At 74.8% G+C, this 20,548-nt stretch carries 22 protein-coding genes; 7 read left to right on the top strand and 15 right to left on the bottom strand.

The genetic code is table 11. The features are described from left to right. Positions 1–92 precede the first annotated feature (92 nt). The 3 genes from J3473_RS06380 to J3473_RS06370 all read left to right on the top strand — a co-directional run bounded on the left by J3473_RS06380 (position 93) and on the right by J3473_RS06370 (position 2,152). A complete protein-coding gene (locus J3473_RS06380) occupies positions 93–725 on the top strand; it encodes a ScbR family autoregulator-binding transcription factor (RefSeq protein ID WP_207022378.1) in 633 nt (210 codons plus the stop codon). 37 nt (positions 726–762) lie between these two features. Further along, positions 763–1,371 carry a flavodoxin family protein gene (locus J3473_RS06375; RefSeq protein WP_030526504.1) on the top strand — a complete coding sequence of 203 codons (609 nt, stop codon included), beginning with the start codon at positions 763–765 and terminating at the stop codon, positions 1,369–1,371. A 100-nt stretch (positions 1,372–1,471) separates the two neighbouring features. Then, a complete protein-coding gene (locus J3473_RS06370) occupies positions 1,472–2,152 on the top strand; it encodes an HNH endonuclease family protein (protein WP_242525717.1) in 681 nt (226 codons plus the stop codon). Positions 2,153–2,239: 87 nt separating this feature from the next. Here J3473_RS06370 and J3473_RS06365 read toward each other — a convergent pair whose 3' ends face one another. From J3473_RS06365 to J3473_RS06335, 7 genes are all read right to left on the bottom strand, one after another. Next, positions 2,240–2,545 carry a hypothetical protein gene (locus J3473_RS06365; protein ID WP_207022377.1) on the bottom strand — a complete coding sequence of 102 codons (306 nt, stop codon included), beginning with the start codon at positions 2,543–2,545 and terminating at the stop codon, positions 2,240–2,242. 47 nt (positions 2,546–2,592) lie between these two features. Continuing rightward, the gene (locus J3473_RS06360; protein ID WP_030526501.1) at positions 2,593–3,321 is read right to left on the bottom strand and encodes an aspartate/glutamate racemase family protein; all 729 of its coding nucleotides are present in this window, start codon (positions 3,319–3,321) and stop codon (positions 2,593–2,595) included. Further along, positions 3,318–4,562, bottom strand: a complete 1,245-nt coding sequence (locus tag J3473_RS06355) for a carboxylate--amine ligase (RefSeq protein ID WP_207022376.1) — start codon at positions 4,560–4,562, stop codon at positions 3,318–3,320. Before J3473_RS06355 ends, J3473_RS06360 begins: the two co-directional genes overlap by 4 nt. Positions 4,563–4,656: 94 nt before the next feature. Further along, positions 4,657–5,403 carry a class F sortase gene (locus tag J3473_RS06350; protein ID WP_242525716.1) on the bottom strand — a complete coding sequence of 249 codons (747 nt, stop codon included), beginning with the start codon at positions 5,401–5,403 and terminating at the stop codon, positions 4,657–4,659. Beyond that, a complete protein-coding gene (locus J3473_RS06345; RefSeq protein WP_207022375.1) occupies positions 5,400–6,368 on the bottom strand; it encodes a DUF4397 domain-containing protein in 969 nt (322 codons plus the stop codon). Before J3473_RS06345 ends, J3473_RS06350 begins: the two co-directional genes overlap by 4 nt. A 68-nt stretch (positions 6,369–6,436) precedes the next feature. Next, the gene (locus J3473_RS19720) at positions 6,437–7,864 is read right to left on the bottom strand and encodes a hypothetical protein (protein WP_207022374.1); all 1,428 of its coding nucleotides are present in this window, start codon (positions 7,862–7,864) and stop codon (positions 6,437–6,439) included. Positions 7,865–8,220: 356 nt separating this feature from the next. Then, positions 8,221–9,900 (bottom strand): phospholipase D family protein, encoded by a 1,680-nt coding sequence (locus J3473_RS06335; protein ID WP_207022373.1) that lies wholly within the window; start codon positions 9,898–9,900, stop codon positions 8,221–8,223. 112 nt (positions 9,901–10,012) lie between these two features. Here J3473_RS06335 and J3473_RS06330 point away from each other — a divergent pair, with 112 nt between their 5' ends. Both J3473_RS06330 and J3473_RS06325 read left to right on the top strand, forming a co-directional pair. Continuing rightward, positions 10,013–10,702, top strand: coding sequence for a response regulator transcription factor (locus J3473_RS06330; protein ID WP_207022565.1), 690 nt, complete (start codon positions 10,013–10,015; stop codon positions 10,700–10,702). 2 nt (positions 10,703–10,704) lie between these two features. Beyond that, a complete protein-coding gene (locus J3473_RS06325; protein WP_207022372.1) occupies positions 10,705–11,925 on the top strand; it encodes a sensor histidine kinase in 1,221 nt (406 codons plus the stop codon). 232 nt (positions 11,926–12,157) lie between these two features. Here the strand turns inward: J3473_RS06325 and J3473_RS06320 are convergent, their stop codons facing one another. The 5 genes from J3473_RS06320 to J3473_RS06300 all read right to left on the bottom strand — a co-directional run bounded on the left by J3473_RS06320 (position 12,158) and on the right by J3473_RS06300 (position 16,833). Next, positions 12,158–12,391, bottom strand: coding sequence for a hypothetical protein (locus J3473_RS06320; RefSeq protein ID WP_030526495.1), 234 nt, complete (start codon positions 12,389–12,391; stop codon positions 12,158–12,160). A gap of 13 nt (positions 12,392–12,404) precedes the next feature. Beyond that, complete coding sequence (locus J3473_RS06315; protein ID WP_207022371.1) at positions 12,405–13,604, bottom strand: pyrophosphate--fructose-6-phosphate 1-phosphotransferase; 1,200 nt, start codon at positions 13,602–13,604, stop codon at positions 12,405–12,407. A 173-nt stretch (positions 13,605–13,777) separates the two neighbouring features. Next, a complete protein-coding gene (locus tag J3473_RS06310; protein ID WP_207022370.1) occupies positions 13,778–14,464 on the bottom strand; it encodes a YoaK family protein in 687 nt (228 codons plus the stop codon). Positions 14,465–14,471: 7 nt separating this feature from the next. Beyond that, complete coding sequence (locus J3473_RS06305; RefSeq protein WP_207022369.1) at positions 14,472–15,557, bottom strand: aspartate-semialdehyde dehydrogenase; 1,086 nt, start codon at positions 15,555–15,557, stop codon at positions 14,472–14,474. 1 nt (position 15,558) lies between these two features. Further along, positions 15,559–16,833: an aspartate kinase gene (locus J3473_RS06300; protein ID WP_207022368.1), complete on the bottom strand. Its 1,275-nt coding sequence runs from the start codon at positions 16,831–16,833 to the stop codon at positions 15,559–15,561. A 299-nt stretch (positions 16,834–17,132) separates the two neighbouring features. Here J3473_RS06300 and J3473_RS06295 point away from each other — a divergent pair, with 299 nt between their 5' ends. Both J3473_RS06295 and J3473_RS06290 read left to right on the top strand, forming a co-directional pair. Beyond that, positions 17,133–18,263 carry an NAD(P)/FAD-dependent oxidoreductase gene (locus tag J3473_RS06295; RefSeq protein ID WP_207022367.1) on the top strand — a complete coding sequence of 377 codons (1,131 nt, stop codon included), beginning with the start codon at positions 17,133–17,135 and terminating at the stop codon, positions 18,261–18,263. A 130-nt stretch (positions 18,264–18,393) separates the two neighbouring features. Next, on the top strand, positions 18,394–19,026 hold the full coding sequence (locus J3473_RS06290; protein WP_207022366.1) for a DUF5994 family protein: 633 nt from the start codon (positions 18,394–18,396) through the stop codon (positions 19,024–19,026). Between the two features lie 37 nt (positions 19,027–19,063). Here J3473_RS06290 and J3473_RS06285 read toward each other — a convergent pair whose 3' ends face one another. The 3 genes from J3473_RS06285 to J3473_RS06275 all read right to left on the bottom strand — a co-directional run bounded on the left by J3473_RS06285 (position 19,064) and on the right by J3473_RS06275 (position 20,524). Continuing rightward, entirely contained in the window at positions 19,064–19,639 is a 576-nt protein-coding gene (locus tag J3473_RS06285; protein WP_207022365.1) for a DUF5063 domain-containing protein, read from the bottom strand. Beyond that, entirely contained in the window at positions 19,632–20,234 is a 603-nt protein-coding gene (gene recR, locus J3473_RS06280) for a recombination mediator RecR (RefSeq protein ID WP_030526487.1), read from the bottom strand. Before recR ends, J3473_RS06285 begins: the two co-directional genes overlap by 8 nt. A 68-nt stretch (positions 20,235–20,302) precedes the next feature. Beyond that, positions 20,303–20,524, bottom strand: a complete 222-nt coding sequence (locus J3473_RS06275; protein ID WP_030526486.1) for a heavy-metal-associated domain-containing protein — start codon at positions 20,522–20,524, stop codon at positions 20,303–20,305. Positions 20,525–20,548 lie beyond the last annotated feature (24 nt).

Raw genomic sequence — 20,548 nt, 5'->3', positions numbered from 1 at the left:
TTGTCGTTCGTCGACGACCGGCACAGCCCGGCCACAGACGGCACGCGTAGCCTCGTCGGCGACCGACCCGGCCGACGAGAACGAGGAGCCACGTGCCCCGGCAGCAGCGGGCCGTCGCCACGCGCAGCAGCATCCTGCGCGCCGCGGCGGCCGTCATCGAGCGGCGTGGCTACGGGGCCGCGACGGTCGCCGAGATCGTCCGCGAGGCGGGCATCACCAAGGGCGCGCTGTACTTCCACTTCGCCTCGAAGGAGGCCCTCGCCGAGGCCGTCATCGCCGAGCAGGGCGAGTGGCGCACGCAGCACGGCCCGGACGCCGACGCCCCGGTCCAGGCCGTCGTCGACCTCGCGTACTCCTTCGTCGAGGCGCTGCTCACCGACCCGCTGATGCGCGCGAGCGTCCGGATGACGCTGGACCGCGTCGCCGCGGACGAGGTCATCCGCGCCGGCTACCTCGGCTGGATCGAGGCGGTCGCCGACCTGCTGCGCGAGGCCGAGACGGCCGGGTCCCTCGTGCCGGGCACCGACCCCGAGCGGTTCGCCTACGTCGTCACCTCCGTCGTCACCGGCATGCAGCTGACGAGCGAGGCCCTGACCGGCCGGGCCGACCTGATGGAGCGGGTCGAGGACTTCTGGCGGCTCGTGCTGCCGGTCCTCGTGCGCCCCGCGGAGCTCGCGGGCGTCGACCCACGGCCACCGGGGTTGCGCACCGCCGAGGCCGGGTAGCACCACGGGGACCGCACCCCACCCCGATCGGAGAACCGTGGCCGACCTCACCGCCCTCGTCCTCAGCTGCACCCTCTCGCCCTCCCCCGCGCCCTCGAGCACCGAGCTGCTCTCGGGCCAGCTCCTCGAGGCGCTCGCCGAGCACGGCGTGACCGGCTCGACCGTCCGCGTCGTCGACCACGACGTCAAGCCCGGCGTCGAGGCCGACATGGGCGACGGCGACGCCTGGCCGGCCATCCGACGGCAGGTGCTCGCGGCCGACATCGTCGTCCTCGCGACGCCGACGTGGATGGGCCAGCACTCGAGCGTCGCCCAGCGCGTGCTCGAGCGCCTCGACGCCGAGCTCGGCGAGTCCGACGACGAGGGCCGCCTGCTCACGTACGGCAAGGTCGGCCTCGTCGTGGTCGTCGGCAACGAGGACGGCGCGCACCACATCTGCGCCGTCGCCTACCAGGGGATGAACGACGTCGGCTTCACGATCCCCGCCAACGGCTGCACCTTCTGGAACGGTGAGGCGATGACCGGCACCGACTACCGGGACCTCGACGAGACGCCCGAGCAGACGGCCTCGGCCACGCGGACCGCCGCCGCCAACGCCGCGCACCTCGCCCGCGTCCTGCGGGAGCGGCCCTACCCGGCGTCCTGACCCGGCGCTGACCGACCCGGCAGACCCCTGACCGGACCGGTACCGCACGCTCACGCACGCTTGGGCCGGGGCTGACCCCCGCCGAGCAGGCTGTCCCCCCGTGAGCACCCCCACCGCCGCCCCGCCCGCCCGTCGTCCCCGCCGTCGCCTCCCCCGCGGGCTGCGCCGGGCGGCGGCCGCCCTCCTGCTCGCCACGCTCGGTGCGCCCGCCGCCGCGAGCGCCGCGCAGGCGCTCCCGCCGGCGCCCCCGAGCGTCGCCGACGCCCGCGAGCAGCTGGCCGGGCTGCACGTCGGCTACGAGGACAACGTCGGCTACGACCGCAGCGCGTTCACGCACTGGGTCACCATCAGCGGCACGTGCGACACCCGCGAGACGGTGCTGAAGCGCGACGGGTCGGGCGTGACGACGGACTCCTCGTGCCACGCGACCTCGGGCACCTGGCGCAGCGTCTACGACGACACGACCTTCACCGACTCCTCGTCGCTCGACATCGACCACGTCGTCCCGCTCGCCGAGGCCTGGGGCTCCGGTGCCAACCTCTGGACCGACGCCGAGCGCAAGGCGTTCGCCAACGACCTGGCCATCCCGCAGCTCGTCGCGGTCTCGGCCTCGAGCAACCGGAGCAAGTCCGACCAGGACCCGGGCGAGTGGGTGCCCCCGGCGAGCGGCTGGCGCTGCGAGTACGCCCGGTCGTGGATCGAGGTCAAGTACCAGTACGACCTCGAGGTCGACAGCCGCGAGAAGACGGCCCTCACCGGGATGCTCGACGCGGACTGCTGACGACCCGCGCCGCCCCGACCTCGCCCTGCCGGGCCGACCTCGCCTCGCCGCCCCGACCTCGCCTCGCCGAGGTGTCCTGACGCATCGTCAGGACGAGGTGACCCCGGCACGACGAGACGTCCCCGGCGCGGCGGACGTCCGTTGCCGGCGGGCGCGGACGAGCGCGACGACGCCGCAGCCGAGCAGCCCCGCCGGGAGGAGGAACGGGGCGGCCATCATCCCGAGGAGGACGACGGCGTCGGCCGGCGGGAGGGTGCAGCCCCACCCGAGTCCCTCGCACTGGCCGTCGGCGTTGTGGTCGGGCAGTGAGAGGTGCAGCACCGCGACGGTCGCCGCCGGCAGCAGCCAGAGCACGCCGAGGACGACGAGGTACGGGCGGAGGGAGCGCAGCATCCGTCCACCGTGCCACGCCCGGCGGGTGCCCGCCCGAGCAGGAGTGCTCAGGCGCGCAGGCGCCCGCCGGCCCGGCGGATGGTGGCGACGGCCACGGCGTCGATGGAGTCGACGACGAGCGGGTCCTCGACCCCGAGGTCGCCCCGCAGCACCGACAGCTCGGTGCAGCCGAGCGCGACGGCCTCGGCCCCCTTGGCCCTCAGGTGCTCGACGAGCGCGTCGAAGCGGCTGCGCGACACCGGGTTCCCCGCCTTGACGCCGTCGTAGATGACGCTCATCGTCTCGCGCTGCTCGTCGGGGTCCGGCAGGACGAGCTCGACACCGGCGCGCTCGGCGGAGCGGGCGTACGTGCCGGCCGCGAGGGTGCCGTCGGTCGCGAGCACGCCGAGGCGGCGCAGGCCCGGGACGGCCGCGCGGGCGGCGGCCACGGTCTCGTCGACGGTGTCGAGGACCTCGATGTCGACGGCGGCGCGCATCTGGTCCACCCAGACGAGCGCGGTGTTGCAGGGGATGGCGACGAACGTCGCGCCGGCACGTTCGAGGGCCCGCACGTCGGCGACGAGCGCGGGCTCGGGGCTCTCGTTCTCGCCTCGGAGGAAGCCGGTGCGGTCCGGGATCGAGCCGTGCTGCCACACGAGGAGGTCGACGTGGTCCTGGTCGCGGCGCGCGTCGGTCAGCTCGACGACGCGGCGCAGGAAGTGGACGGTGGCGGCGGGTCCGAGGCCGCCGAGCACGCCGCCCGGCTGCCCCGGCACCGGGACGTCGGCGCCGGTCATCGGCGGTCCGTGAAGTGCGCGCGGAACTTGCGGACCTGGTTGAGGTGGTAGGCCGCGTTGTACGCGCGCCGCTTGAGCGTGAGGTCGGGGGCGTAGACGTTGGGGTCGCTCGCCCGACCGCTCTTCATCAGCCCGATCGCCTTGTCGCGCAGCGCCTCGTCGAGGACGTAGTGCTTGACGACGTACTTCGGGACGAACGCGAAGAGGTGCTCGCCGCGGGCGATCGTCAGCCCCTCCATCGGCTCGTGGCGCACCCAGTCGCGGACGTACCACTCCGAGACGTTGTGGCCGCCGGCCGTCACGTAGAAGTTCGAGCGGCCGAGGCGGACGTTGATCTCGAAGAACTTGTACGTGCCGTCGCGCCGGTCGTACTTGAGGTCGAAGTTGCTGAACCCGACGTAGCCGATGTGCTCGAGGAAGCGCTTGGCCTGCTCGACGACCTCGTCGATCTCGGTCGTGATGATGACGCAGGGGTTGCCGATGGCCAGCGGGTGGTGCTCCTCGAGGAGGACGTGCCCGACCGACCCGAAGACGACCTTCCCGTCGCGGTCGGAGTAGCAGGTGAGCACCCGCATGTTCGTGTCGTCACCCGGGACGAAGTCCTGGAGGAGGAAGTTGCCGTCGTAGCTGCTGGCCCGCACCCGCCGCAGGGTGTCGGCGAGCTCCTCGGGGGTGTCGCAGACGTAGACCTTCTTCTTCCCCTCGAAGCTCGCGTAGTGGTACAGCGCGCTGTCGGCGGGCTTGGCGACGACCGGGAACTCCCACGGCAGGTCGCGCTCCTCCCCGTGCTCGCCCGAGCAGTCGACGACGATGGTCGCCGGGTGCGGCACGCCGACCTCGTCGAGGATCCCGTAGAAGACGTCCTTGCGCACGATCCGGTCGAGCAGGTCCAGGTCGATGTACGGGATCGTGAACCAGGCCGAGAGCCGGTCCTTGTGCTCGATGATCATCCGCACGTACCAGTCGCCGGCCGCCACGAGCAGCAGCGGCGGGCGGCCCTCGCCCCCGTGCTCGCGCCCGACCCGCTCGAGCTCGCGCACGAAGGTGTCGGCCTCCTCGAAGCCCGGCACGAGGACGTGGTCGCACAGCGTCGAGAGGGCGACCGGGCCGCCCTCGCTCATGTTGACGACGAGCGGGCGCACGCCGTACGCCTCGTGGAAGGTGCGCACGAGCGTGTAGGCGGTGATGTCGCCACCGAGGACGACGGGGCGGAAGTCGGTGGCGGGAGCGGCAGGAGGCACGCGTGGGGTCCTTCGCGGCAGGGGGCGTCTGGCTCGGCCACCCATGATCCCCCATCGGCCGGGCCGGGCCGAATCGCCGCGCGACCCGGCGCGCTCAGGAGGCGAAGACGACGGTGTTGTCGGTGTAGTGGCCGGTCACCGGGTCGATCTCGCCGCTGCACGTCACCAGGCGCAGGACCGGGCCCGGCTGCGGGCCGTAGACAGCCTCGGTCGGGAAGTCGTCCTTGGCGACCTGCACCGAGGAGCGCACGGTGAAGCGCACGACGTCGCCGTCGCGCTGGACGACCTCGACCTCGTCGCCCGGTCGCAGCTCGCGCAGGCGGACGAACACCGCCGGCCCGGTGTGGGTGTCGACGTGGCCGGCGATGACGGCCGGCCCGCGCTGCCCCGGAGCGGCGGCGGCCGTCAGCCACCCGGCGAGCGCGGGGTCGCGCGGCACCTCCATCGTCCCGTCGGGGGCGATGCCGAGGTCGACGAGGCGCGAGTCGACCCCGATGGCCGGGATGCGCACTCGCGCGGGGCGGTCGCCCGGCGCCGCCGACCCACCGGTCGCCCGGGCCGGGAGCGAGGCGTCGTTCGGGCCGCGGCGCGTGACGGCGACCGAGTCAGGGACGTCGGGGGTCGGCCAGGCCTCCGGGGCGAGCTGGGCGAACCCCCCGGGCCCGGCGACCGTGGCCCGCGCGGTCGGGGAGGGGCTCACGGCCGGGACGGAGCCCGCGACGACCGGGCCGGCGAGGCGGGCGGGCTCGTCACGGGTCGCGGCGACCGCCGCCACCGCGAGACCGCCCGCGGCGGCCACGGCCGCGCCGGCGGTCAGCAGGCGGGTCGCCGCCGGGGTCACCAGACCGGCCCCGGGCGCGGACGACGGCGCCGCCCGACGACCGTCAGCAGGAGGAAGATGCTCGTGCTCAGGGCGCCGACGGTCAGCCCGCCGCGCACGGCCGCGTCGCCGGGCCGGCTCGCCACGCCGCCGAAGCCGGTCTGCACGCCGTCGACCGGGGCGGTGCTCGCCCCCATCGCGTCGGAGACCGGCTTGAGCACGACCCCGCCGTTGCCGTCGCCGAGGACGAACACCGTGTACGTGCCCCCGCGGGTGACGTCGACCTTCGCGTCGATCGGGGTGATGTCGGCGCTCCCGCCGGTCGTCGTCAGCGTGAGGTCCCACGAGCCGACGGGCACCGTGCGGTAGGGGGTGGGCTGCCCGTAGGCGGCGTCCTGCGCGATGACCGGGCCCCCGTCGGCGCGCACCGAGAGCGCCGAGACCTCGGGCAGCGCGGGCACGAGGCGCACCCGGGCCGAGCCGGAGGCGACGCCGGACGGGCGGTCGGTGATCGTCTCGACGCGGGGGTCCTTCTTCGTCCCGCCGAGCGCGGCGAGGGTGACGGCCTCGCCGGCGCGGGCCTCGAAGGTGCCGGTGAGCACCGGCGGCCCGTCGGTGCCCGAGCCGGCCGGGCGGATCGTCACGGCGTAGACGCCGGCCGGCACCTGCCGGTAGTCCCCGATGCCGCCGTACCCGACGGCGGGCTCGAGCACGCGGGTCTGCCCCTCGGCGACGGCCTCCGGCACGCTGCCCGCCGGCACGTCGGACAGGGCCGACCCCGCGAAGGGCACGAGGCGGATCGTCATCGTCCCCACGCCGGGGACGAGGTGTGCGGCCCGCACCCAGGCGGTCGCGGCCGCCGCCGGCGCGCGGTGCCCGGCGGCCGCGGCCGACGGGGCGGCCACGACGACCGCGAGGAGGGTGACGAGCGCGGCGAGGACCGCCGGCAGCGGGGTCCGCGGGCGACCCGTGGGGCGTCGAGACATGGTGGTCCTCTCGGGTCGGCGCCACCCCGGGGTGGGGCGGCCGCGTCGCGGGGCGGGTCGGTGAGTGCTCACGCGTCCTCCAGCGGGAAGGTGAGCAGGAGCATCGGCACGGCGCCGGAGGCCGTGCGCTCGTAGTCGACGAGCGGGTGGAACTCGGCGCGCTGGGCGTCGAGGACGGTGAGGAGGTCGGTGGTCGCGGGCGTGCCGCGGTCGGCCGGCCCGCCGTCGAGCCCGCTGATCCGGACGGTGCGCCGGAGGCCGGTGTCCGTGGCGTCGGCGGGCGGGAAGGCGTCGACCTCGACCGTCTGGGTGCCCGCCACGGTCGCGAGGGTGGCGAGGACCCGGGGGTCGACGCGCCCGGCCTCGAGGTCGGCCCGCGCGGCGCTGCTGAGCCGCAGCGCCGGGTTGGTCGCGAGCTGCGCCCCGGCCCGGGCGAGCTCGGGGTCGGCCGTCGGCGCGGGGGTCGGCGTGGCCGGCGCGGGCTCGGGGTCGACCGTGGGCGAGGCGGGGTCCGCCGTCGGTGGGGCGACGCTCGGTGCGGGTGTCGGGGCCGCCGGGTCGGCCGGGACCGAACCCGCCACGATCGTGAGGCCCGGGGGGCGGGTGAGCCGCGAGGCCCAGGCGGGCACGACGGCCACCGCGGCCGCCAGCGCCGTGACGGCGGCGACGGCGAGGACCGGCCGCCGCACGTCCCGTCCCCACAGCCGGGTGGGGCGGTAGCGGACGAACGCGTCGACGACGCAGAGCCCGAGGACGACGAGGGCGACGGCGCCCGCGGCGAGCAGGCCGGACGACCCGGCCCCGGGCACCGCCGCGACCACGAGCACAGCGACGCCGGTGAGGCCGAGCGGCCGGCCCCGGCGCAGCACGAGCGCGGCGACGACGACGAGCCCGCCCAGGAGGGCGGCGAGCCAGCCGAGCGCCAAGGGGTCGGGGTCGAGCGGGCCGACGGCGGCGGGCAGGCGCAGGCCGAGCCCGAGGGCGGCGCCGGCGGTCGCGAGCAGCGCCGCCACCCTCAGGGCGGTGGCCCGGGAGGTGGGGGCGGGCGCGCGCTCGGCCGCCCGGCCCAGGGCGAGGGCGGGGCCCGCGAGCGCGACGAGGAGGGCGGGGGCGAGTGCGACCGCACCGGCGAGCGCGACGACCCCGGTGACGAGACCCGGCGTGGACACCGCCCCGGCGGCGACGGCCGCGAGCCCGGCGACGAGGAGCACGCACGCCGTGAGGGCGGTCAGGTCACCGGCCGCGGCCGCGTCCTGGACGGGCGGGCAGAGCGGCACGAGGACGACGCCCGCGGCGGCCGCCCAGCGCGGCAGGTCGAGGCGGCGCGCGAGGGCCCACGCCGCGACGCACAGCAGGAGGACCACGACGGTCGCGAGGTCGTCGCGGACCTCGCCCCGGGCCGGTGGTGCGACCTCGCGGGCGACGGCGGCGAGGAGGAGCGCGGGCGCGAGCAGCAGCACGTCGAGACCCGCCCCGGCACGCACGTCCTGCGCCATCCCCGACTCCCTCCCGCGCACGGCGGACGGCAGGGTCGGACGAGTGGCCGTGGCGCCCCTGCCGCGCCGTACCACGAGGACCGTAACCCCGCGACCCGGGTGATGGGAAGACCCCGGGGTCGGCGGATTCGCAGGTCAGCCCGGCCCTCCGTCGCCAAGTCCGAGCCGTGCGCCCACCCCGCACGTGCGGGGTGACCGCGGTCGACGTGACCATCCAGCAGCGACAACCCCGCACGTGCGAGGTCATCGCGGTCCGGGAGTCGAACAGGCAACGACAAGCCCGCACGTGCGGGGTCATCGCGGTCCGGGTGTGGTCCGGAAGGGCCTGCTCCGTGCACCGCCGAGCCCCCGGTGGCTCAGTCCTGCTCGAGGCCGTTCGTCAGTCCGAGGGTCCCGTTGGGGTCGAAGAGGTCGTAGAGGCGGGGCGCGACGAGCTCCTGCCACCGGCCCAGCTCGGGCGGGCCGATGCGCCGCAGCCGCCCCGGCGGGCGGGGTACACCCGCGGCCCCCAGCGCGGGCCGGCCCCGCCGGCGCCAGCGGACCGCGGTGCCCTTGAGCGGCGCCTTGGGCCGCGGGACGTGCACCCGGCCCCGGGACGGACCGCCGTCGCCGTACCAGGCGTCGAGGGCGTCGGCCGTGCGGCTCATCAGCTCCCAGACCTCCATCGGGTCGTCCGGGACCTCGTCGGCGGCCAGGCCGACGTGCTCACCGACGAGCTCGCGCCGCAGCCGCCTGGCGAACGCGTCGCGGGGCGCGCCGCCGTCACCGCGGGCCCGGTCGTCCTGGATGGCCAGCGAGAGCTCGGAGTCGTTGGTCCACGAGCGCCGGTTGAAGTTGTCGGACCCGACGCTGGCCCACACGTCGTCGACGATGCACACCTTGGAGTGCACGTAGACGGGGTAGCCGGTCGGGCTCGTCAGGCCGAAGAGCGCGACCCGGTCCGGCGCCGCGTCGAGGAGCAGGTCCATCGCCAGCCGTCGGCCGTACAGCTGGGCGGCGAGCGACAGGCCGCCGTCCATGTCCGGGACGATCGGGATGACCGCCACGAGGTGGAGGTCGGGCTGCTCGCGCAGCGCCTCGCCGAAGTGCCGGCCCACCTCCTCCGACCAGAGGTACTGGTCCTCGAGGTAGACCAGGCGCCGGGCGGAGCGGACGGCCTTCGAGTTGCCCCGGGCGATGCTCCGCTCCCCCTCGGGGGCGAAGTCGAAGCCCTTCGCGATGAGCTCGGGGTAGGTCCGCAGCACCTGGACGGCCTCGTGGCCACCCTCGACGGGCGGCGGGGGTGGGGCCTGCGCGGGCAGCGGGCGGGGGTCGAGGTCCTCACCCTGCAGCCGGCTCGAGGCGAAGCGTCCCGGGTTGCTCGTCAGCGGCGTCGAGTCCTCCCACCGCTCGCGGAACGTCGTCTCGACGTCGTGCACGGCGGGGCCGGTGAGCGCGGCGTGGACGTCGTGCCAGGCCGGGCGCGGCCCGAACACCTGCGGCATCGCGATCGGCTGGGGGTCGCCGTCGTGGTCCACGGTGTCGCGACGGCTGTGGCAGAGGTCGATGCCGCCGACGTAGGCGATGTCGCGCGTGGGGTCGTCGCCGTGCCGCAGCACGACGACCTTCTGGTGGTGCGAGCCGCCGGGCGCGACGCGCATGTCGCGCAGGCACTGCCCGCCGGCCTCGTTGACCTCGATGCCGAGCAGCCGCGACTTCTCGGAGTGGAAGCCGAACCGCCGCCAGTGCGAGCGCCACAGCAGGCCGCGGACGGTCACCCCGCGGCGGGCCGCGGCGCTCAGGGTGGCGCTGAGGGTCGAGCCGGGGTCGTCGGTCAGCCGCTCGTCGGGGTCGCCGCGCCAGTCGGCGAAGAGGAGCAGGTCACCGGGGCCGAGCGCCGTGATCCGCTCGTGGAGCTCGGCGAAGTACGCGGCGCCGTGGACGATCGGCCGCACGTGGTTGCCGGTGCTCCAGGCGACGTCGTCGGGGTGGCGCGCATCGACCCGGGTGTGCGGGTTGCCACGCTCCTGCGGCAGGAGGAAGACGTCGGAGAGCATCGGGCCCATCCTGTCGGACCACGGCCCTCCGCGGGAGGGGCGGGTGGTGGTCCGCGTCATGGACCCGGCGATCGGCGCAGGTCGGCGCCCCTACGATGCCCTCATGGCCGGGTTGCGGGTGGTGCTCGCCGAGGACAACGCGCTGCTGCGTCGGGGGCTGGCGGCGCTGCTCACCGAGCACGACGACGTCGCGTCCGTCGTCGAGACCGGCGACCTCGACGAGCTGCTCGCCGCAGTCGCCCGCGAGCGCCCCGACGCGGTGCTCACCGACATCCGGATGCCGCCGACCCACACGGACGAGGGCATCCGGGCGGCCGCCACGTTCCGCGCCACGGCACCGGGCCTCGGTGTCGTCGTCCTCTCGCAGCACGCCGACGCCGACGGTGCGCTGTCGCTCGTCGCCGGCGGCAGCCGGGGGCGCGGCTACCTCCTCAAGGAGCGGGTGTCGGACGTCGACCAGCTCGTGTCGGCGCTCTCCGCGGTGCGTCGCGGCGAGAGCGTCATCGACCCGCACGTCGTCGACGCGCTCATGCAGCACCGGATGCGCTTCGAGGGACCGGTCGCACGGCTGACCGCCCGCGAGCGGGAGGTGCTCGGGCTCATCGCGACGGGGGCGTCGAACTCGGCGATCGCGGCCCGGCTGCACGTCACCTCGCGGGCCGTCGAGAAGCACATCAACTCGATCTTCAGCAAGCTCGACCTGCCCGAGGGCGAGGCCCTCCACCGGCGGGTCTCGGCGGTGCTCCTCTACCTCGCCGAGAGCGGCGCGGCCGGGATGGACCCACGGCCGGTGAGGCGCTGACCGTGCGACGGGTGCGGCTGCCCGGGTGGGTGCGCGGACCGGGCCCCGACGGCTCGACCGAGGCCCGGGTGCGGGCCTACCTCGTCCTCAACCTCGGGGCCATCTGGCTCTCCGTCGTCTTCCTCGTCGTCCTGGACCAGGCCATCGGGACGTCGGCCTCGTTGCGGCAGAACATCGTCGCGCTCGTCCTCGCGGGGTTCTCCTACGGCGTGGCCCTGGTGCTGGCCCGGCGGGAGCACCTCCGGGGCGCCGCCGCGACGGCGCTCGTCGCGACGTGGTTCGTCGCCTTCTCGCTCGCCTGGGCCACGCCCTTCACGACACCGGTGGCCCTGCTCGTGCTCCACGTCCCCTCGCTCATCCTCACCGACGCGCTGGGGCTGCGCCTGCGGACCGCCCTCCTCACCGCGACGATCGGGCTCACGGGGGCGCTCGTCGCGCTCGGCGAGTGGCGGCGTGCGGCGTGGACGGCCGACCACCCGGACCTGCCGATGACGCCGCTGCTCGTCGGGTTCTTCACCGTCGTCGTCGCGGCCGTGCTCGTCCTCGGCATCCGGGACGCCGTGCTCCGGCTGGCCCGCAGCCGCGACGAGCTCGAGGACTCCCGGGCCCGCCTCGCCGGCGCGTCCATCGAGGCCCGCCGCGAGATCGAGCGCGACCTGCACGACGGCGCGCAGCAGCGCCTCACCACGCTCGCGGTCGACCTCGGCCGTCTCGGCCGCGCCGTCGACCGGGACCCGGAGCAGGCCCGCGCCCTCGTCGCCGCCGTCCAGGAGCAGCTCGCGGAGGCCATCCGCGAGCTGCGCGACCTCGCCCACGGCATCTACCCGCCGCTGCTCGCGGAGCGCGGCCTCGCCGGTGCCCTCCCGGCCGCGGCGCGCCGCACGACGCTCCCCTGCGTCGTCGAGGTCGAGCTGCGCGGGGGCCGGCCCGCCCCGGAGGTCGAGGCCGCCGTCTACTTCTGCTGCCTCGAGGCGATGCAGAACGCCGACCGGCACTCCGGCGGCTCGCTCATCTCAGTGAGCGTCGACGACGAGCGTGGCCTGCGCTTCTCGGTGTCCGACGACGGGTGCGGCTTCGACGCAGCGGCGCGCGCGGACGCCAGCGGCATCACGGGGATGCGCGACCGGATCCAGTCCGCCGGCGGGGTGCTCGAGGTGCACTCGGTGCCGGAGGTCGGCACGTCCGTCGTCGGGGTGTTCCCGCCCCGCTCGCTGCCGCACTGAGCCCTCGACCGGTCCCGGTGCCCGGGGGTGGTGCCAGCACCACCCGGGAGCGGGGGGCCGACGCTACCGACAGCGCCCCGGGCGTGCGACAGAGTGTGCGCGTGACCGTCGCAGGGGACGGTGCACGCACACCACAGGGGCGAGCGCATGCGCCCGGGTGACGCCTGGTGGGCCCACGGACCGCTGTCCGTGGGCCCACCCGTGCGCTCGGCGTCCCGCGCGGGCGCCGGCGTCAGATGGCGAAGAAGGCGATAAAGACCGCGAACAGCAGCGGCACGCCGAACACGACGTCGAGGACGTGGAAGGGCACCCAGAACAGGTGCGTCACCTTCCAGCCGTAGTCCGCGTCCGGCCACTCCGGCGGCACCCAGCGCCGCGCGCGGTAGAGCCGCTGGCCGAGGAGGAGGGCGGCGTAGATCACGACGGCCACCCACCAGCCGTCGACGAACCCCGTCGTCTCCCTCATCGTCGTGGCCGGCTCACGCCTGGCCGATGGACCCCAGCAGATCGGTGAACCACGGCACGGTCGGGTCGAAGGCCTTGCCGCCGCGGATCCGGGGGAACTCGACCGGACGCAGCTCGTCGCCGCGCTCCTCGTCGTGGCCGATGACGCCGGCCTCGCCGCGCAGCGCCGCGTCGACCGCGAGGTCCGTGCACTCCTTGATGAGCGCGAGGTCGCGCTCGTTGGCGGGCGCGGAGCGGGAGAAGTAGCCGGACTTCTGGACCATCGTCTTCTCGGCGCCCAGGACCTCGGCGAACTGCTTGGCGAACCACGCGCCGGGGTTGACCTTGTCGAGCTGGACGTGGCCGAACGGGTCGCGCGGGACCTCCTGGCCGCTCGCCTCGAGCTGCGCGACGACCTCCTCGACGCCGGCGCCCTCGGAGAGGAAGACGTTGACGCAGCCGACCTCGTCCATGACGGCGCGCAGGCGGGCACCCTCGGCCTCGATGTCGATGTGCCGCTCGGGCACGAAGACGGCGTGGACGTCCCAGGCGCGCGGGTCGTTGCCGATCGCCGGCACGAACTCCTGCTCGCCGACCCAGCGGTGGTACTCGGCGGCCGTGGCGGCGGTCAGCCAGCCGCAGTGCCGGCCCATCACCTCGTGGACGATGAGCATCCGCGGGTTCGAGCTGTGCTCGGCGATGATGTTCTGCGCGAACCGGCTTCCCTGCTCGGCCGCGGTCCACGCGCCGAGGGACTGGCGGATCGGGACGACGTCGTTGTCGATAGTCTTGGGGAGGCCGACGACGGTCAGCTCGTAGCCGTTCTCGTGGAGGTAGGCGGCGAGGTCGGCGGCGGTCGTGTTGGTGTCGTCGCCGCCGATCGTGTGCAGGACGTCGACGCCGTCGGCGGTCAGGCGCTCGGCCGCGACGTGCAGCGGGTCCTGGCCCTCCTGGACGAGGCCGCGGCGCACGCAGTCGGCGACGTTGGTCAGCTTGACGCGGCTGTTGCCGATCGGGCTGCCGCCGAAGCGGTGCAGGAGGTGGGCCTTCTCGCGGACCTCGGGCGTGACCTCGACGTACTCGCCCTTGAGCAGGCCCGTGTAGCCGCCCGTGTAGGCGATGATCCGCACGTCGGGCGCGACCTCGGTGTACCGCTCGATGAGGCCGCCGACGGCCGACGAGAGGCACGGGGCCAGGCCACCGGCGGTGAGCATGGCGACGGTGCGGACGGTCATGGTGCGGGCTCCTTCGATGGCTGACGGTGCGGCACCGGCCATTCTGGCAACACCGGGGGTGATCGTGTGGCGGCGGTCACCATCGGGGACGGACGGCGGGGTCGGCGCGCAGCACCTCCCACGCCTCCCGGCACCTCCGCGGCGCCGCGGGAGCTCCTGCGTGGGCGGAGCGGTCAGCCGCGGACCCGGCGGCTGGCGAGCAGGACGAGGCCGACCGGCAGGAGCTGCGCCAGCGGCACCGCGACCGGCGCCCACCGCACGAGCGCCGCACCGAGCGCCGCTCCGCCGAAGAGCCCGGCGAGGATGGTCAGCGAGTGCCCGACGGCCCGCAGCCCGTGGCCGGAGACGAGGCGGCCGACGACGCTCGTCAGCGTGCCCGTGAGGTAGGTCGTCGAGAGCCCCGGCACCCCGAAGCGCTGGATCGCGCTGCTCTGGAGGCCGAGCGCCACCGCGTTGAGCGCGAGCAGCGGGAGGAAGGCGCCCTCCGGCGGGGCCGAGCCGAGCGCCCACCACGCGAGCGCGAACACCGCGAACAGGGCGAGCTCGACCGCGAGGGCGACGCGGACGCGCCCCGGCCACACCGGGTCGCCCGGCCGCGGGGTGCCCGCAACCCGGGCCCCGAGCGCGGCGCCGGCGACGAACGACGCGATGGCGACGGCGGTCAGCGCGAGGGCGGCGCCGTCGCCGTGGGCCAGGCCCATCCCGAAGAGCACCATGTTGCCGGTCATGACGCTCGTGAACGCGCTGCCGAGGGCGAGGAAGCCGACGGCGTCCGTGGCGCCGCTGGCGACCGCGAGCACGACGACGAGCCCGTCGCGGACGGACGTCGGCGCCGGGGTGCGGGACGCGGTCGCGGCCACGCCCGCGTCAGAGCGCGGCGGCGACGAGCTCGGCCGTCTGCACCATGTTGAGCGCGGCGCCCTTGCGCAGGTTGTCGCCGCAGATGAACAGGTCGAGGGTCGTCGGCGCCCCGGGGTCCTGCCGGATGCGGCCGACGAAGCGCGGGTCGGCGCCGACCACGTCGTTGGGCGTGGGGAACTCCGGCTCGTCCGGGTCGTCGAGGACGACGACGGCCGGGGCCTCGACGAGCGCCTGGCGCGCGGCCTCGACGTCGACCTTGCGGCCGAACGAGGCGTGCAGCGAGACCGAGTGCGACGAGACGACCGGGACCCGCACGCACGTGGCCGAGACCGGCAGGCCCGGGAGGTCGAGGATCTTGCGGGTCTCGTCGCGGACCTTGACCTCCTCGGAGGTCCAGCCCGCCCCGAGGTGGTGCCCGACGAAGGGGACGACGTTGAGCGCCAACGGCGCCGGGAACGGCGAGTCCTCGCCGAGCTCGTGCTCGACGAGCCGGCGCACGTCGCCCGGCCGGGTGCCGAGCTCGCGGTCGGCGACGACGACCTCGAGCTCGTCACGCAGCCGGGCCATCCCGGCACGGCCGAGCCCGGAGGCGGCCTGGAAGGTCGTGACGACGAGCTCGGTCAGCTCCCAGCCGCTGTGCAGCACGGCGAGGACGTCGATCATCGTCATCACCGTGGCGCCGGGGTTGGCGATGATCCCGCGCGGCCGGTCGGCGACCCGCCGAGGGTTGACCTCGGGGACGACGAGCGGCACGTCGGGCGCGGTGCGGAAGACCGTGCTGTTGTCGATGCACACGACCCCCTTGGCGGCCGCGAGCTCGACCCACTCGCGGGCGATGCCCGGCGGGATGTCGAAGATCGCGACGTCGAGGCCGTCGAAGAACTCCGGCGCCACCGCCTCGACGGTCAGCTCCTCGTCGCCGACCCGCAGCGTCGTCCCGACGTCCTCGGCGCCGGCGGCGACCCGCAGCTCGCCCCAGACGTGCCGGTGCATCGGCAGGACCTGGAGGACGACCCGCCCCACGGCCCCGGTTCCGCCGACGACCCCGAGCGTGGGGCGCCGGTCGGTGCGGTGCGTGGTCGTGGCGGTCACGTCAGCGGCCGGTGCCCCCGTAGACGACGGCTTCGCCCTCGCTGGAGTCCAGCCCGAACGCGGTGTGGACGGCGCGCACGGCGTCGTCGAGGAGCTCGTCGCGGGTGACGACGGAGATGCGGATCTCGGAGGTCGAGATCATCTCGATGTTGACGCCGGCGACCGCGAGCGCGTTGAAGAACGTGGCGCTGACGCCGGGGTTGGAGCGCATCCCGGCGCCGACGAGGCTCAGCTTGCCGATCTGGTCGTCGTACTGGATCTGGCTGAAGCCGACCTCGGGCTGGATGCGCTGGAGGGCCTGGACCGCCGTCTTGCCGTCGGTCTTCGGCAGCGTGAAGGAGATGTCGGTCAGGCCGGTCTCCACGGCGGAGACGTTCTGGACGATCATGTCGATGTTGATCTCGGCGGCGGCGACCGCCTCGAAGATCTTGGCGGCCATCCCCGTGCGGTCGGGGACGCCGACGACGGTGACCTTGGCCTCGCTGCGGTCGTGGGCGACGCCGGCGATGATCGGGGCTTCCACGGGGACTCCTTCGGGGGCGGGCTGGTCGGAGACGACGGTGCCGGTCTTCTGCGAGAACGAGGACCGGACGTGGATCGGGATGTCGAAGCGGCGCGCGTACTCGACGCTGCGCAGGTGGAGGACCTTCGAGCCGCTCGCCGCGAGCTCGAGCATCTCCTCGTTCGTGATGCAGTCGAGCTTGCGGGCGGCCGGGACGATGCGCGGGTCGGCGGTGAAGACGCCGTCGACGTCGGTGTAGATCTCGCAGACGTCGGCCGAGAGGGCCGCGGCCAGCGCGACGGCGGTCGTGTCGGTGCCCCCACGTCCGAGCGTCGTGATCTCCTTGGTGTCCTGGCTGACGCCCTGGAACCCGGCGACGATGACGACGTGCCCCTTGCCGAGGGCCTCGGTGATGCGGCCCGGCGTGACGTCGATGATCTTCGCCTTGCCGTGGACGCTGTCGGTGATGACGCCGGCCTGGCTGCCGGTGAAGCTGCGCGCGCTGTGGCCGAGGTCGGTGATGGCCATCGCGACGAGCGCCATCGAGATGCGCTCGCCGGCCGTCATGAGCATGTCGAGCTCGCGCGGGGGCGGCAGCGGGCTGACGTCCTGGGCGAGGTCGAGGAGCTCGTCGGTCGTGTCCCCCATCGCCGAGACGGCGACGACGACGTCGTTGCCCGCCTTCTTCGTCTCCGAGATGCGCTGGGCGACGCGCTTGATGCTCTCGGCGTCGGCGAGCGAGGAGCCGCCGTACTTCTGGACGACGATGGGCACGGTGGTTCTCCCGGGTCGTGGCGCTGGAGGGTCGGCACCACTCTAACGAGGTGTCCACGGACCGGACCGCACGCCCACGATCCGGATGCCCGCCGCCGTGCACGAACCGACGGACGTGTCGACTGCTGCACACGCGGACCTCCCCTTTTCGGGGTCACCCCGAAATGTCCACGAGACCCCGGTTCGGTTCCGGGGTCTCGTGGACGAAGCCCTGTGTCGGGCTCCGGGACCCGGACGCGGGGAGCATCCCGGTGACGCGAAGGCCCACGTCGGCCGGGGTGCGGCGCTAGCGTCGAGCCATGTCGATCGTCATCGTCGGAGCAGGGCTCGCCGGAGCGACCGCCGCCACCGAGCTGAGGGAGCAGGGCCACACCGGCCCGATCGCGCTGCTGGGCAGCGAGGAGCACCCGCCGTACGAGCGGCCGCCGCTCTCGAAGAGCTACCTCCTCGGCGAGGACCCCTTCGAGAAGGCCCTCGTCCACCCCCGCGAGTGGTACGCCGAGCACGACGTCGACCTGCGGCTCGGGGTGACGGCCACCGGCCTCGACACCGACGCCCACGTCGTGACGACGTCCGCCGGCGACGTCACCTACGAGCGGCTGCTCCTCGCGACCGGCGCCGAGCCCCGCGTGCTCGACGTCGCCGAGGACGCCGGCGTCCCCGTGGCCTACCTGCGCACCAAGGACGACTCCGACCGGCTGCGCGAGGCCTTCGCGAAGGGCCGCAAGGTCGTCGTCGTGGGCGGCGGGTGGATCGGGCTCGAGGCCGCGGCCGCCGCCCGCCAGGCCGGCGCCGAGGTCACCCTCTACGAGACCGAGGACCTGCCGCTCGTCCACGTCCTCGGCCCGACGGTCGCCCAGGTGTTCGCCGACCTGCACCGCGAGCACGGTGTGCAGCTGCGCCTCGGCACCGAGGTCACCGCCGAGCACCTCGAGGATGCCGACCTCGTCGTCGCCGGCATCGGTGTCAAGCCGCGCGTCGACCTCGCCCACTCGGGCGGCCTCGACGTCGACAACGGCGTGCTCGTCGACTCCCGCCTGCGCACGTCGGTGCCGTCGGTGCTCGCCGTCGGCGACATCGCCAACCACGCCCACCCGCGCCTCGGGCGGCGCATCCGGGTCGAGCACTGGGACACCGCGATCAAGCAGGCGAAGGTCGCCGCGCACAACCTCGCGGGCGGTGACGAGGAGTACGAGGAGATGCCGTACTTCTTCACCGACCAGTACGACCTCGGGATGGAGTACGTCGGCAGCGCGAGCGAGGACGACGAGGTGGTCGTCCACGGCAGCCTCGAGGACCGCGAGTTCCGCGCCTTCTGGCTGCGCGACGGCGACGTCGTCGCGGCGATGCACGTCAACGACTGGGACGCGGGGGACGTCATCAAGGAGGCCGTCGACTCCGGCGAGCTGCCCGAGGACGAGAGCGACTGAGCGCGCCGCCCTCCGGATCCTCCACAGGGGTACGGTGGGGGTGACAGGGACCGACCCGTGCGGGCCAACTCGTGGCCCACCTGCTCTGTGGACGACCCACCAGCGGTGTTCGCCGCCGAACGGACCCCTCATGTCCCTGCCCCTCACCGAGACCGACTCGGTCCGCCTGTCGCTACGCCTCTCCCCGGGACAGGTGGTCATCGAGGGAGCGTGGTGGCCGCGCTCGCTGCGGCTCGAGGACGAGCTGCCGCCGCTGGACCGCGCCGTCCGTGACGCCACCGGTGCCGGCATCGCCCGGTTCGCGTACACCCTCGGGACGTGGACCGACCAACCGCGCAAGGTGCACGCCGCCTCCCACCTCATCAAGCTGGGCTGGTTCACCAGCGGGCGCTTCCCGGACAGCGTGGACCTCAGCCTGGACGACTACCGCCGCGTCGTGCTCGTCGTCGTCCCGCCGGATGCCGGCGCGGCCGAGTCCGCCGCCGCCATGTCGGCGTTCGACCTCGACGGGACCCGGTCGACCTCCACCGAGGGCACGCAGCCCCCGCCGTACCACTCGCCGGACCTGCCGTCGGAGCTCGCGCAGCAGCTCCTCTCGACGAAGGAGACCGTCCGTCAGGCGATGCTGCGCGTCCGGGGGATCGCCGACGCGGGCACCCGGGCCCGGGCGGCGGCCGTCCTCGAGGTCGACCTCACGCTGGCCGCCACGGAGGCCCGCACCGTCGTGGACCAGGCCGAGCCCGCGACCGACGCGCGCGCCTGACCGCACCGGCCGGACGGCCCCCCGCCGCCTCCCGCCCTCAGGGGTGCAGCGCGTCGAACTCCGCCTCGGCGACGGCGTCCGCGTCGGCGTCGAGGCGGACGTGCGCGAGCAGGCCGTGGACGACCCGCAGCGAGGACGCGGCGCGCTCGCCCCAGAGCGACAGGTAGCTGAACTGCCACCACCAGAGGGCCTCGAGGGGGCGGCCGGCGTCGTGGTGCTCGAGCCCGTGGGCCAGCGCGGCGGCGACGTCGACGAGGTCGTTGCTCACGGTGCCGACACCGAGCTCGGGCGTGGTCAGGGGGTCCACCACGTCGGCGTACTCGTCGAGGCCGTCGAAGAGGTTGCGCAGGTTCTCGCGCAGCGGGTCGAGCTCGGGGTCCGGACCGGGGTCGGGCTCGAAGCGCTCCTCCGGCACGACGTCCTCGACGGCGCCGAGGCGGGCCCCGGCGACGAGGACCTGGGAGAGGGCGAGCAGCAGCATCGGCAGCGCGGCGCCGGGGGCCTCCCCGGCCGCCACCTCGCGGATGGTGACCAGGTAGGTGCGCGCGTCGACGGCGGTCTCGGCGGCCAGCTGGCCCCAGTCGCCGCCCATCACCCCGGGGGCCTCAGACATCGAGCAGCCTCCGTCCCTCGAACGCGCGGCCGAGCGTCACCTCGTCGGCGTACTCGAGGTCGCCACCGACCGGCAGGCCGGACGCGAGCCGGGTGACACGCTGGACGCCGATGTCGCGGAGCATCCGCGAGAGGTAGCTGGCCGTCGCCTCGCCCTCGAGGTTGGGGTCGGTGGCGATGATGACCTCGGTCACCACGCCGTCGCCGAGCCGCGCGAGGAGCTCACGGACGCGCAGGTCCTCCGGGCCGATGCCGTCGATCGGGCTGATCGCGCCGCCGAGCACGTGGTAGCGGCCGCGGAACTCGCGGGTGCGCTCGATGGCGACGACGTCCTTGGGCTCCTCGACGACACAGATCGAGCTGTCGTCGCGGCGCGGGTCGGCGCAGATCCGGCAGCGCTCGCCCTCGGCGACGTTGAAGCAGACCGCGCAGAAGCGCACCCGGGCCTTGACCTCGGACAGGGCGTGCGCGAGCCGCTCGACGTCGGCGGGGTCGGCCTGCAGGAGGTGGAAAGCGATGCGCTGGGCGCTCTTGGGGCCGACGCCCGGCAGCCTGCCGAGCTCGTCGATGAGGTCCTGGACCGCGCCTTCGTACACGCCGACGAGCCTACGGCCTCAGCGGCCCGGAGGGCGGCTCGGGGCGCGCGGGTGCGGCGCGGCGCGGGTCAGGCCGAGACGAGCGCGTAGTCGCCGGCCTCGTCGAGCGCGGCGGCGACCTCGGCACGGGTCAGCTCGCGGCCGGTGACGGTGACGACCGACTCGCCCCCGCTCACGACCTCGACCGCCACGTCGTCGACGCCGTCGAGGGCGGTGAGCTCCTCGGTGACGGCGTGGGCGCAGTGGCCGCAGGTCAGGCCGGTGGCGCGGAACTGCTGGGTGCTCGGCACGGGCCGGCTCCTCTCGTCGACGGA

Origin of the sequence: Phycicoccus sp. DTK01, from assembly GCF_017312765.1 — a bacterium.
GTDB classification, from domain to species: Bacteria; Actinomycetota; Actinomycetes; order Actinomycetales; family Dermatophilaceae; genus Phycicoccus; species Phycicoccus jejuensis.
Note: the sequence above shows the minus strand (reverse complement) of the source record. Positions and strands in the feature narration are given on the sequence as shown.

What these genes read in the sequence shown, in the direction of transcription:
- J3473_RS06365 (WP_207022377.1), bottom strand. Translation starts at nt 2,545, where the DNA reads ATGCTGCGCTCCCTCCGCCCGTACCTCGTCGTCCTCGGCGTGCTCTGG.
- J3473_RS06360 (WP_030526501.1), bottom strand. Translation starts at nt 3,321, where the DNA reads ATGACCGGCGCCGACGTCCCGGTGCCGGGGCAGCCGGGCGGCGTGCTC.
- J3473_RS06345 (WP_207022375.1), bottom strand. Translation starts at nt 6,368, where the DNA reads ATGTCTCGACGCCCCACGGGTCGCCCGCGGACCCCGCTGCCGGCGGTC.
- J3473_RS19720 (WP_207022374.1), bottom strand. Translation starts at nt 7,864, where the DNA reads ATGGCGCAGGACGTGCGTGCCGGGGCGGGTCTCGACGTGCTGCTGCTC.
- J3473_RS06335 (WP_207022373.1), bottom strand. Translation starts at nt 9,900, where the DNA reads ATGCTCTCCGACGTCTTCCTCCTGCCGCAGGAGCGTGGCAACCCGCAC.
- J3473_RS06320 (WP_030526495.1), bottom strand. Translation starts at nt 12,391, where the DNA reads ATGAGGGAGACGACGGGGTTCGTCGACGGCTGGTGGGTGGCCGTCGTG.
- J3473_RS06315 (WP_207022371.1), bottom strand. Translation starts at nt 13,604, where the DNA reads ATGACCGTCCGCACCGTCGCCATGCTCACCGCCGGTGGCCTGGCCCCG.
- J3473_RS06295 (WP_207022367.1), top strand. Translation starts at nt 17,133, where the DNA reads ATGTCGATCGTCATCGTCGGAGCAGGGCTCGCCGGAGCGACCGCCGCC.
- J3473_RS06290 (WP_207022366.1), top strand. Translation starts at nt 18,394, where the DNA reads ATGTCCCTGCCCCTCACCGAGACCGACTCGGTCCGCCTGTCGCTACGC.
- J3473_RS06285 (WP_207022365.1), bottom strand. Translation starts at nt 19,639, where the DNA reads ATGTCTGAGGCCCCCGGGGTGATGGGCGGCGACTGGGGCCAGCTGGCC.